Below are 12640 nucleotides of genomic sequence, written 5' to 3'. Positions count from 1 at the left end.
CATGAGCGCGAATCAGACATTCATAAACGATAATTTTTTATTAGAAAATAAATATGCAGAAGAGTTATATCATAACTATTCTAAAAATCAGCCTATAATTGATTATCACAATCACCTAAACCCGCAGTTTATTGCCGAAGATAAAATCTTTGACAACATTACGCAGGTTTGGATTAACGGAGATCACTACAAATGGCGTGCAATGCGTACATTAGGAATTAATGAGCAGTTTGTAACCGGAAATGGATCTGATAAAGATAAGTTCTTAAACTGGGGAAAAACGGTTCCTTACACGATGCGTAATCCGTTGTATCACTGGACACATTTAGAGCTTGCTCGTTATTTTGATATTTATGATTTGTTAAACGAAAAATCAGCAGAAAAGATTTATATCGAAACTACTGAAAAAATAAATTCGCAGGCTTACAGCACACAAAACCTTCTTAAAAAAGTAAATGCTGAATTGGTTTGTACAACAGAAGATCCAATCGATAGTTTAGAGTTTCATCAAAAACTGGCTCAAAACCCAATTGGAACTAAAATGAGTACGGCTTTCAGACCTGATAAAGCCATCTTAATTTCTAATGATGGTTATAATGCATATCTGGACACATTAGGGGATGTGTCCGGAGTTGCAATTAACACTTTTGCTGATTTGCAGACAGCCTTGAGAAAAAGAATTGAATTCTTTAATGCAAACGGATGCAAATTGAGCGATCACGGTTTAGATCAGATTTATTTTGAAGAATTTACAGAAACTGAAATCAATTCAATTTTCAAAAAGAAAAGAGAAAACAGAATTATATCGCCAGAGGAAGCTTTAAAATTCCAAAGCGCCGTTTTATTATTCTTGTCTGAAACGTATCACGAATTTGGATGGGTGCAGCAGTTTCACTTAGGTGCATTGCGAAATAATAATGCGCGTATGCACAGAATTTTAGGTCCTGATACCGGATGGGATTCTATTGGAGATTATCCGCAGGCACAAAAATTATCAAGCTTTTTAAATGCATTAGACAGCAAAGATAAATTGACAAAAACGATTATCTATAATTTAAATCCGGCTGATAACGAAGTTATGGCTACGATGATTGGAAATTTCAACGACGGAAGCGTTCGCGGAAAAGTACAATTTGGATCGGGATGGTGGTTTTTAGATCAAAAAGATGGAATGACAAAACAGTTGAATGCCCTTTCTAATATGGGATTAATAAGCTGCTTTGTTGGAATGCTTACAGATTCAAGAAGCTTTTTATCTTTCCCAAGACACGAATACTTCAGACGTATTTTATGTAATCTTTTGGGAGATGAAATCAAAAGAGGAGAACTTCCAAATGATATGGAATGGATTGGAAAATTAGTTTCTGATATTTCATACAACAACGCTAAAGAATATTTTAAGTTTTAGTTAAGAAAATAGAAAATAGAAAATAGAAAATAGAAAAAAGAATTTTAACGTTCAGACTAAAATCTTTTTAATCATTATAATCTGTGGCAAAAAAAATATATAAATAATGAGTAGAGTAGTTGCATTTGGAGAAATCATGCTGCGTTTATCAACAGAAAGGCATTTACGTTTTTCACAATCTACAGCATTCGGAGCTACGTATGGAGGTGGTGAATTTAACGTATGTGTTTCCTTGGCGAATTATGGCATCAATGCCGAATTTGTAACAAGACTGCCTGAAAACGAAATAGGTTTATCGGCCTTGAAAGAAATGCGAAAAATGAACGTCGAGTCTAAAAACATTGTTTATGGAGGAGAACGTTTAGGAATCTATTTTCTTGAAACCGGAGCCGGAACACGCGGCAGTAATGTGGTGTACGACCGTGCTCACAGTGCCATGTCGACCATTGAAAAAGGAATGGTAGACTGGGAAAAAGTACTGGCAGGAGCAGAATGGTTTCATTGGAGCGGTATTACGCCAGCCATTTCTCAAAGCGCTGCAGATGCTTGTTTAGAAGCTATTAAAGTGGCTCATAAGCTTGGAATTAAAATTTCATGCGACTTAAATTACAGATCAAAACTTTGGCAGTACGGTAAAACTCCAAGCGAAGTTATGCCGGAAATGCTGCAATACAGCAATGTTATTTTAGGAGACATTGATACCGCTTATTTCATGTTAGGAATTCCAAAAGTGAACCCTAATTATCAGGATGAAAAATCACTTCCTGTTTTATACACGAAGTTATTTGATTTAATTCCGAATTTAAAAATTGCAGCCACAACACTTCGTTATTCGGTTAGTGCTTCGCACCAAAGAATCGGCGGTGTTTTGTTTGACGGAAAAGCAATTTATCAGGCAGCGGTAAAAGAAGTAACTCCTGTTGTAGACAGGGTAGGCAGCGGTGATGCTTTTATGGGCGGATTGATTTACGGACTGTTAGAATATCAAAATAATAACCAGAGAGCGTTAGACTTTGCAGTAGCGGCTTGTTGTTTAAAACATACCATTGCAGGCGATTACAATTTGGTTACTTTAAAAGAAGTTGAAAATATGATTGATGGTGATGGATCTGCATTAGTATCAAGATAATTAATTAAAGAAATGGCAAAATATTCAAGAATAGAAGTGGCTCAAACAATGAAAGATAACGGAATGGTACCGCTATTTTTTCATTCGGATATCGAAGTAAGCAAAAAAGTTTTAAAAGCTTGTTATGACGGTGGATCAAGATTAATGGAATTTACAAGCAGAGGAGACTTTGCGCATGAAGTTTTTGGAGCTTTGAACAAATATGCTTTGGCAGAATTACCTGGAATGATCCTGGGTGTAGGTTCTATTACAGATGCTGCTTCGGCATCCTTATACATGAGTTTAGGCGCTAATTTTATTGTAACTCCGGTTTTTAGAGAAGATATCGCAATTGCCTGTAATCGTCGTAAAGTGCTTTGGTCTCCGGGTTGCGGCACGCTTACTGAAATTGCAAGAGCAGAAGAATTAGGATGCGAAATTGTAAAACTATTTCCTGGTGATATTTATGGACCAGAGTTTATCAAAGCAATAAAAGGGCCTTGTCCGTGGACCTCGATAATGCCAACTGGAGGTGTGCTGCCAACAGTAGAAAGTTTAAGTTCGTGGTTTAATGCCGGTGTAACTTGTGTAGGTATAGGGTCGCAATTGATTTCTAAAGATATTTTAGATAAAAACGATTACGACGCATTAAAAACGAAAGTAAGTCAGGTTCTTGACATTATAAAAAATATAAGAAAATAAATAAGGAGTAATCATGCCAATCCTTATTTAAATAAGTTTTTTTTAGATTTTAGAGATTGTAATTGAGCATTACGCTTGCAAAATGATTCCTGTGACTCCTCACAGCAGGTTTTGTTTTACATTCAAGTGTAATGTTTCATTTACAATGTTATAAAGTGATGAATAAGGAATTAAGTGGTTATTTATAACAACTTTAATGAGATAATAAAAATGGAAAAAATAAACAGATCCAATTCAGAGTTTTCAAACAAACTTCCTATAAAAGTAGTTCAATTTGGTGAGGGTAATTTCTTAAGAGCCTTTGTTGAATACGCAATCCAAAAATTAAATCAAAAAGCTGATTTTAATGCCGGAATTGCCGTAGTACAGCCTATTGATAAAGGTTTGGTGAATATGATCAATGCGCAGGACGGATTGTATACTCTATTCATGAAAGGAGTAAAAAAAGGTGAGGAAATTCAGGAAAAAGAATTGATTACCAATATTGTAAAAGCAATTGATCCTTATGCCTCTTTTCAAGAGTATTTGTCTTTGGCTAAAGAAGAAGAACTGGCTTTTATTATCTCTAATACTACCGAAGCAGGTATCGAATACATTGCTTCAGATCTTCCTACAATGACGCCTCCGGTATCTTTCCCTGCAAAATTAACAGTGCTTTTGCATGAAAGATTCAAGCATTTTAATGGAGCTGCAGATAAAGGATTAACGATTATTCCTTGTGAATTAATCAATTATAATTCAGATACTTTAAAAGAAATTATTTTCAAATACAGTGCAGACTGGAAATTAGACGAAGCCTTTGTTTCATGGCTTAAAAACAGCTGTTCTTTTCATAATACATTGGTTGACAGAATTGTTCCGGGTTATCCAAAAGATCAAATCGAAGAATATAATGCACAGCTTTCATACAAAGATGATTTGATTGTAAGCGCAGAATCTTTCTTTTTATGGGTAATTGAAGGAGATGATAAACTGAAAGCAAAACTTCCGTTTGATAAAACAGATTTAGATGTAAAAATCGTAGCCGATATGCAGCCGTACCGTACACGTAAGGTAAGAATCTTAAATGGTGCGCATACTGCAATGGTTCCATTTTCACTGCTTTACGGAAACGAAACCGTAAAAGAAACAGTTGATAATCCGTTTACGGGAGAATTCATCAACAAAGCTGTTTTTGAAGAAATCAACGAAACATTAAACATGGACAAAGCGGAATTAGCGAGTTTCTCTGAAGAAATTCTGGACCGTTTTAGAAATCCGTTTATCAAGCATTTATTATCGTCTATCGCTTTAAATTCAATTTCTAAATTTAAAGTACGTGTTTTACCAAGTTTAACAGGTTATGTAGACATTCATAAAACACTTCCGGTTCATTTAACTTTTGCTTTTGCAGCTTTAATTCGTTTCTATAAAGGAACTTGGAACGGCGAGAGTTTACCGGTTAATGACAGTGAAGATATCGTTTCATTTTTTGATGGTTTATGGAAATCAGATGACTATGAGAAAATAGCAAGACTTACATTGCAGAACAAAAGTTTCTGGGATGAAGATTTAACTGAAATACCTGGATTAACAAAAGCGATAACCATTGCTTTAGAAGAAATTGATTCAAATGGAATCGAAGCTGGTTTTGCTAAGTTTCAGGAAAGAATAAAATAGAAAAAAAACAAAAGAACAAGGGTTAATTATGGCAACGCAGAAAAAATTAATAAAAGTTCACCCAACCGATAATGTAGCGGTTGCTTTGGTGAATCTTACAGCAGGCGAAGTAATTGATTTTGAAGGAGAATCAGTTACTGTTGAGTCTGATGTTAAGATGAAACATAAGATTGCAATGGTTCCTTTTAATGTAGGAGACAGAATCATTATGTACGGAGTTTTAGTAGGTAAGGCAAGTGCAAGAATCGAAAGAGGAGGTTTGCTTTCTACTTCAAATGTAAAACATGAAAGTGATAAAGTTACTGGTAAAACAGAAACGATTGGCTGGACTGCTCCAAATGTTGACAAATGGAAAGACAGAACATGGCAGGGATATCATAGAGAAGACGGACAGGTTGGGACTGAAAATGTGTGGTTGTTTTTTCCTTTAGTATTTTGTGAAAACAGAAACATCGAAATCTTAAAAGATATTTTTGAGAAAGAATTGATGAAACCTAAAGAAAACGATTATCAATTACTGCTTCGTTCTTTGGTAAAATCAGAAACGGGAGGAGCAGGAAATCAGGAAGCTTCAAATGATGCTAATTTATTCAACAATATCGAAGTAAAATTCATTACACACCAAGGCGGTTGCGGCGGAATTCGTCAGGATTCTCATAGTCTGGCTAAATTGTTGGCTGGTTATGTAAACAATCCAAACGTTGCCGGAGCTACAGTTTTGAGTTTAGGATGTCAGAATCTTCAAATTCAGATTTTCAAAGATGCTTTAGATGCGATTAATCCAAACAGTAAAAAGCCTGTTTTAATTTACGATCAGCAATCTATCGGTACAATCGAAACGATGTTGAGCAGTGTTGTAAAAGATACTTTTGAGGCAATTAAAAAAGCTAACGAAATAAAAAGAGAACCAGCTCCATTATCTAAACTGAGAATTGGTTTAGAGTGCGGTGGATCTGATGGATTCTCTGGAATTTCTGCAAATCCTACTTTAGGGGTAACTTCGGATTTATTGGCTGCTTTAGGCGGTACAACAATTCTTTCTGAGTTTCCTGAATTATGCGGTGTGGAACAGGAATTAGTAAACAGATGCGTTGAAGACGAAAGTGGAAAACGTTTCTTAGACTTGATGCAATGGTATGAAAAAACTGTTGTAGATGCAGGTTCTGGATTTGATATGAATCCATCTCCGGGTAACATTAAAGATGGTTTAATTACAGATGCAATGAAATCTGCAGGAGCGGCTAAAAAAGGAGGAACTTCGCCTATTACAGGGGTTTTTGATTATGGTGAATACATTACAAAACCAGGATTAACTTTACTTTGTACACCAGGAAATGACGTAGAATGTACAACAGCAATGGTAGGTTCTGGTGCTAATATGGTATTGTTTACAACAGGATTAGGAACGCCGACAGGAAACCCGATTGCTCCAGTTGTAAAAATTTCATCAAACACACAGTTAGCGGCAAAAATGTCGGATATTATCGATATTGACACCGGCGGCATTATCACAGGAGAAAAATCAATTGATGAAATGGCCGATGAAATGTTAGAGTTTATTATCGATGTTGCAAGTGGTACAATTAAAACCAAAGCGGCAATTTTAAATCAAAATGATTTTATTCCTTGGAAAAGAGGGGTATCGCTTTAATTTTTTAGGTACAGAGGTACAGAGAGGCAAAGCGACAAAGATTTATAGTAGAGACGCACAGCAGTGCGTCTTTCTTTTTTTTTTCACCATATAAGTGATATAAGTTCATTTTAGATTATAGTTAGAATAAAAAAAACAGCTCCATAGGAGCTGTTTTTTATTGTTACAAAAGCAAACTTAAATTTACTTATATCACTTATATGGTTTTATTTTATCTAGAAGTTGGATCTTGACGAAGATTTACGAATATGTAATTCTGGTGCCAGAACCACCTTTTTTTCAATTTTAATGGTATCGGTTTTGTCTACTTGTTCTAAGAAAACGCGGGCTGCCATTTTTCCCATTTCAAGTGGAGACTGATCTACAGAAGTAATCGATAATTCCATGAATTTGGTAAAAGGCTCGTTACTAAAACCAGCTACACAAAACTCATTAGGAATACTGATGTTTCTTTCTTTCAGTTCCTGAATAGCACCTAATGCAGCAAAATCACTCGATGAAAATATAGCATCAGGTGGTGTTTCTAATTGTAATAGTTTATCGACTGCTTCTTTTCCGGCATCTACCATACTTTTTACAGGAACCACATATTCCTCATTAAAAGTAATTCCGTGGTCTAAAAGAGCTTGTTTGTAGCCCAGAAACCTGTTTTTGAAAATTTCCAGCGACTGATCTCCTGAAAAATGGGCAATATGCCTGCATCCTTCGTTGATTAAATGTTTGGTGGTTAAATAACCGCCTCTAAAATCGTTTATAGTTACAGAGCTTACCCCGTCGATATGCTTGCTTCTATCAAAAAAGATCAACGGAACGTTCTTTTTCAATACATTATTAAAAGCATCGTCGTTTTCGTTTGTTACATCTGTTACAGACATAAGTATGCCGTCGACCTGAGCGTCAATTAAGGTATATAGATTTTCGTTTTCTCTCTTTTTACTTTCGTGGGTCTGGCAAATAATGACCTGATAACCATGAGGGTGAAGTTCTTCTTCGATACCACGAATAACAGAAGCAAAAAAGTTGCTGTCAATACGCGGTACAATTACTCCAATATTATTACTTCGGCCGCTTTTTAATGCTAAAGCAAGCTTATTCTGCTTATAGTTCATTGAGGCAGCAGTTTTAATAACCAACTCACGAGTACTTTCTTTAATCTTCGGGTTGTTATTCAATGCTCTGGAAACAGTAGCTGCAGTGATATTTAATTTTTCGGCAATATCATAAATGGTTACTTTTTCACTCATTAAAAAGGGTTTTACAAGTTAAATTCTACGACAAAAATACGTTTTTTTTATTAATCTAATATTTAATGTTATCGATTACCATATCGAATTACTATAACGTTTTATATTCTACAATGATAATAAATTATAATAATTATTGCATTAAATGTAATTATAATTCTTAATAAAAATTAAAAATACAATTTATTTCTAAATAAATTTGGTTCATTAGAACATATTTTCTACTTTCGTGTAATCGATTACATGATTATTGATATTTTCGTCTCTTTAAACCAGAAACTCCACACAAATGATTACAAGTAAGGTTATAGCGTTAAGATCCTTTGTTTTTTTAAGCATAACAGTCATTTTGACTATATCGTGCTCTAAAAAAGTGAATGCTGTTTCTGAATCTGATCCGTGGAAAAAAATGGAATTGGTTATTAAAAGTATTCCTCAAACCAACTTTCAGGATAAAACCTATAATATAAATGATTTTGGGGCTGTAGCCGATGGCAAAACGCTGAACACAACAGCATTTGAAAAAGCAATTAAAACCTGTGCAGCAAACGGAGGTGGAAAAGTACTGGTACCAAATGGAAAATACCTAACCGGAGCCATTCATTTAGAAAGTAACGTCAATCTGCATTTAGAAGATCAAGCTGAGATTCTTTTCAGCTTAAATCCAAAGGATTATCCAATTGTTCATACTTCGTGGGAAGGAACAGAAGTAATGAATTATTCACCGCTTATTTATGCTAAAAACAAAACCAATGTTGCCGTAACCGGAAAAGGAACTTTAAATGGTCAGGCCGACAGCACAAACTGGTGGATTTGGTCCGGCGGAAAAGGATACGGCTGGAAAAAAGGAATTCCATCTCAAAATGACCCGGCAAACCGCGAAGTTTTAGTTGATATGGCCGAAAAAGGAATTCCGGTTGCAGAAAGAGTTTTTGGAGAAGGAAGATACCTGAGACCAAACTTTATCGAGTTTTTTGAATGCAATACGGTTTTGGTAAAAGATGTTACGGTGATCAATTCTCCTTTTTGGATTTTGCATCCCATAAAAACCAATAACATGATTATCGACGGCGTAACGGTAAACAGCCACGGACCAAACAACGACGGCTGTGATCCCGAATATTCTCAAAACATTATAATTAAAAACTGCACATTCAATACCGGTGACGATTGTATTGCTATTAAAGCCGGACGCGATGCCGATGGAAGGAGAGTAGCGATTCCGAGTAAAAATATTATCGTTCAAAACTGTAAAATGATTGACGGACACGGAGGTGTCGTTATTGGAAGCGAAATATCGGCTGGTGTAAATAATGTTTTTGTAGAGAACTGTGTAATGGACAGTCCAAATCTGGATCGCGCCATCCGCATTAAAACCAATTCAAAACGAGGTGGTGTTATCGAAGATATTTTTGTTAGAAACCTTGATGTTGGAACAGTAAAAGAATGTGTTTTGAAACTGAATATGTTTTACAATGTTTACGGGTCACAAACAGGAAACTTTATACCAACCATAAGAAACGTAATTCTGGAGAATGTAAACGTAAAAAACGGCGGAAAATACAGCGTCTGGGCAGAAGGTTATGAAACCTCTCCTGTAGAAAATATTACGCTGAAAAACGTAAAAATTCAAAAAGTAGACTCGGTCTATTTATTAAAAAATGTAAAGAATATCAATTTTATAAATACCTATATCAATGAGAAGAAAGTAGAATCTATTAAAAACTAATAACTATTAACCAAAAAACCACTTAACAAGATTATGAACATTGTAAAACAAGTAAAGAAAAAAATAAAATACAACCTTGTATTTTTATTTTTCCTGAATTTTCTCCTGAGCAATACTGTAAACGCTCAATCGACCACAATAGAAGGGAAAATTACAGATGCCACAGGATTATCACTGCCAGGTGTAAATATCCAGGAAAAAGGAACTAAAAATGGAACTTCTACAGACTTTGAGGGAAGTTTTAAGATAAATGTAACGAGTAATAAAGCTGTTTTAATTGTCAGCTATTTAGGTTTTCAAACGCAGGAAGTAAGCGTTGCCGGAAAAACAAAAATTAATGTAAGCTTAGCTGAACAATCCAATTCTTTAAATGAAGTGGTGGTTGTAGGGTACGGTTCTGTAAAGAAAACAGATCTTACAGGTTCTGTAAGTACAATCAGCGCAGCAACTATTACAGAAAGAAACACTACAAGCGCACTTGAAGCCATTCAGGGAAGCACGCCTGGGGTTCAGATTTCGTCAAGTTCAGGACGTTCGGGAGATGGATTTAAGGTAGTAATTAGAGGAAATAACTCCTTAGTTGGTTCTTCGCCATTATATGTTGTAGATGGTGTTCCGGTTGATAATATCGACTTTTTGAATCCGCAGGATATTGCCAGAATGGACGTTTTAAAAGATGCTTCGTCTGCGGCGATTTATGGTTCAAGAGGAGCAAGCGGGGTTATCATTGTTACCACTAAAAGCGGTGCCAATGTAAAATCAGGAATCAATGTAACTTTTGATTCTTCTTACGGAACTAAAACAGCAGCAAGACTTCCAAAAATGATGAATGGAGAACAATGGTGGAAATTTCACCAGGTTGCTTATATGAGTGCAACTCCGGCAACTCAAACTCCGGCTCAGTTAGCTGCATTAGCAGGAAATCAAAGTCCGTTATTGGTTTCAAGAGCCAACAGCGGTTACAATTTTGACTGGGCAGATGCGGTTCTAAAACCAGGTATGACCCAAAACAATTACTTGAATGTTACAGGCCGTTCAGATTCTGGGCTGAGTTATAACTTAGGATTTGGAGTTCAGAGTGACGAAGGTTTAATTGATAATGATTCAACAGATAAATATTCTTTTAAACTGGGTTTAAATCATAAAATAAACGATAAATTTTCTACAGGAGCTAATGTTACTATTGCACGTCTTGATACACAATTAGGAAGCGATTTAGCGATGCAGGATGCTTTTAGATTGAGTCCTTTGATGTCGCCTTGGGCAGTAGACGCAAAAGGAAATGATCAGGTAGGCAATTTATTTTTCCTTCCGGGAAAACTAACTTATCCTGATGGTTCATGGGCAATTAATAAAACATCGACTGTAAATCCGTTAATGGAGATTGCGAATTCTTCTCAAACAGAAAAAACATGGCAGACCGTTGGAAATGTTTTCTTTCAATACCAGCCTTTAAAATGGCTTTCGTTTAAAACAACTTTTGCGGCCGGAATCGAAAATACGGTTACAAGTACCGCTTATTCAGCACAGACAAATGCCGGAGTTACTTTAAACGGAAAAAATTCGGCTTCAATTAAAAATTTCAACAACTTCAATTATACCTGGGACAATCAAATTGACTTAAAACATACTTTTAACGAAGTTCATGATTTTAGCGTTTTATTATTGCAGAGTTTGTACTCAAATGTAGACGAAACCTCTTATATGTATTCTAACAATCAGCCTTTTGATGTTGGTTCAAACAATATGGGATCCGGAGTTCAAACCAGTTACAATATCAGTTCAGGATATCAAAAAAATACATTGAGTTCTTATGCTGTTCGTTTAAACTATAGTTTCAGAGACAAATATTTATTAACGGCTTCTACAAGATGGGACGGCTCATCTGTATTATCTGAAGGAAATAAATGGCAGAGTTTCCCTTCTGTAGCTTTAGGATGGAAAATCAGTAAAGAATCTTTTCTGGCTAACAGTTCTGTAATTTCAGACTTAAAACTGCGTGCGAGTTTAGGTTATACCGGAAATGACAACGTAGCGCCTTATACTTCTCAGGCTTTATTAAATCAGCAGACTTTTTATGCAAACGGTGCCAATGTGGTTTCGGGATGGCAGACAGAGAATTTAGCGAATCAGGCTTTGACTTGGGAAAAAACAAGAGAGCTTAACTTTGGACTTGATTTTGGATTCTTAAAAAACAGAATTTCGGGAAGCGTTGATGTTTATGACAGATTATCAGACAAGTTAATTTACAAACAGCAGTTGCCGGCAGAATCAGGTTACAAAAATACGTTTGCTAACGTTGGTTCTGTAAGCAATAAAGGTATTGAGGTTTTATTAACTACAAAAAACATCAAAAGTGAGAAAGTAAACTGGGAAACCACTTTTACTTTCACTAAAAACGTAAACAAATTAGAGTCCATTTACAATCAGGATCAGGTAAGTGATATTGGTAATAAATTAATTTTAGGATCTCCTTTAAACCCTAATTACAATTATGTTTATGATGGTGTTTGGCAGGAAAGCCAGGCGGCAGAAGCAGCAAAATACAATATGCTTCCGGGTCAGGCAAAACCAAAAGACTTAAACGGAGACGGTAAATTTAATACCGATGACAGAACAGTTATCGGGAATCCAAATCCGGAATGGCAGGGAAGTTTGTACTCTAAACTTACAGTTGGTCAGTTTGATTTCAATTTCTCTGTAATTACAAGTCAGGGACAAACGGTATTGAGTACTTTCCACCAAAATTTTGCCGATGTAAGCGATAGAGGACGCCAGAAATTAGCCATGGATTACTTTATTCCAACAAACGGCGCGGGTATTGAGGCTAATGCAAATAATACAAACCCAAGACCAGGACCAGTTGCAACAGGAGCGGGAGCGTATTGGACTTCATTATTTGCTTACTACAGAGACGTTTCTTACGTAAAAATTAAAAATATATCTTTAGGATACACACTGGATTCTGAATTATTGAAAAGATTAAAAATCAGTAATTTAAGAATATATGTAAATGTTTTAGACCCATTTGTATTTACAGATTTCGATGGATATGATCCGGAATGGGCAGCTTCTTCTTTTGGAGTAAACCGTCCGGCATCAGTAACAACGCAATTGGGAATAAGTGTTAAATTTTAAT

General features: G+C 35.6%; 8 protein-coding genes. 7 read left to right on the top strand and 1 reads right to left on the bottom strand.

The window, feature by feature from the left end:
- Nucleotide 1 precedes the first annotated feature (1 nt).
- The 5 genes from uxaC to AC1RRQ_RS09140 all read left to right on the top strand — a co-directional run bounded on the left by uxaC (nucleotide 2) and on the right by AC1RRQ_RS09140 (nucleotide 6528).
- The gene (gene uxaC, locus AC1RRQ_RS09160) at nucleotides 2-1408 is read left to right on the top strand and encodes a glucuronate isomerase (RefSeq protein ID WP_493022718.1); all 1407 of its coding nucleotides are present in this window, start codon (nucleotides 2-4) and stop codon (nucleotides 1406-1408) included.
- A gap of 106 nt (nucleotides 1409-1514) precedes the next feature.
- Complete coding sequence (locus tag AC1RRQ_RS09155) at nucleotides 1515-2537, top strand: PfkB family carbohydrate kinase (protein WP_493022717.1); 1023 nt, start codon at nucleotides 1515-1517, stop codon at nucleotides 2535-2537.
- Between the two features lie 12 nt (nucleotides 2538-2549).
- Nucleotides 2550-3218, top strand: a complete 669-nt coding sequence (locus tag AC1RRQ_RS09150) for a bifunctional 4-hydroxy-2-oxoglutarate aldolase/2-dehydro-3-deoxy-phosphogluconate aldolase (RefSeq protein WP_493022716.1) — start codon at nucleotides 2550-2552, stop codon at nucleotides 3216-3218.
- 210 nt (nucleotides 3219-3428) lie between these two features.
- On the top strand, nucleotides 3429-4877 hold the full coding sequence (locus AC1RRQ_RS09145) for a tagaturonate reductase (RefSeq protein WP_493022715.1): 1449 nt from the start codon (nucleotides 3429-3431) through the stop codon (nucleotides 4875-4877).
- Between the two features lie 28 nt (nucleotides 4878-4905).
- Nucleotides 4906-6528: a UxaA family hydrolase gene (locus tag AC1RRQ_RS09140; protein WP_493022714.1), complete on the top strand. Its 1623-nt coding sequence runs from the start codon at nucleotides 4906-4908 to the stop codon at nucleotides 6526-6528.
- A gap of 215 nt (nucleotides 6529-6743) precedes the next feature.
- On the opposite strand, the gene AC1RRQ_RS09135 is transcribed toward AC1RRQ_RS09140, so the two are convergent.
- On the bottom strand, nucleotides 6744-7772 hold the full coding sequence (locus AC1RRQ_RS09135) for a LacI family DNA-binding transcriptional regulator (RefSeq protein ID WP_493022713.1): 1029 nt from the start codon (nucleotides 7770-7772) through the stop codon (nucleotides 6744-6746).
- Between the two features lie 289 nt (nucleotides 7773-8061).
- Here AC1RRQ_RS09135 and AC1RRQ_RS09130 point away from each other — a divergent pair, with 289 nt between their 5' ends.
- Nucleotides 8062-9501, top strand: a complete 1440-nt coding sequence (locus AC1RRQ_RS09130) for a glycoside hydrolase family 28 protein (RefSeq protein WP_493022712.1) — start codon at nucleotides 8062-8064, stop codon at nucleotides 9499-9501.
- 33 nt (nucleotides 9502-9534) lie between these two features.
- Complete coding sequence (locus AC1RRQ_RS09125; RefSeq protein WP_493022711.1) at nucleotides 9535-12639, top strand: SusC/RagA family TonB-linked outer membrane protein; 3105 nt, start codon at nucleotides 9535-9537, stop codon at nucleotides 12637-12639.
- Nucleotide 12640 lies beyond the last annotated feature (1 nt).

It is taken from the genome of Flavobacterium sp. GW821-FHT12A05 (assembly GCF_058807735.1).
The sequence above is the reverse complement of the archived record's forward strand: the minus strand, read 5'-3'. Positions and strand labels throughout refer to the sequence as shown.

Coding starts and splice junctions, on each gene's coding strand:
- uxaC (WP_493022718.1), top strand. CDS start 2: ATGAGCGCGAATCAGACATTCATAAACGATAATTTTTTATTAGAAAAT.
- AC1RRQ_RS09155 (WP_493022717.1), top strand. CDS start 1,515: ATGAGTAGAGTAGTTGCATTTGGAGAAATCATGCTGCGTTTATCAACA.
- AC1RRQ_RS09150 (WP_493022716.1), top strand. CDS start 2,550: ATGGCAAAATATTCAAGAATAGAAGTGGCTCAAACAATGAAAGATAAC.
- AC1RRQ_RS09145 (WP_493022715.1), top strand. CDS start 3,429: ATGGAAAAAATAAACAGATCCAATTCAGAGTTTTCAAACAAACTTCCT.
- AC1RRQ_RS09140 (WP_493022714.1), top strand. CDS start 4,906: ATGGCAACGCAGAAAAAATTAATAAAAGTTCACCCAACCGATAATGTA.
- AC1RRQ_RS09135 (WP_493022713.1), bottom strand. CDS start 7,772: ATGAGTGAAAAAGTAACCATTTATGATATTGCCGAAAAATTAAATATC.
- AC1RRQ_RS09130 (WP_493022712.1), top strand. CDS start 8,062: ATGATTACAAGTAAGGTTATAGCGTTAAGATCCTTTGTTTTTTTAAGC.
- AC1RRQ_RS09125 (WP_493022711.1), top strand. CDS start 9,535: ATGAACATTGTAAAACAAGTAAAGAAAAAAATAAAATACAACCTTGTA.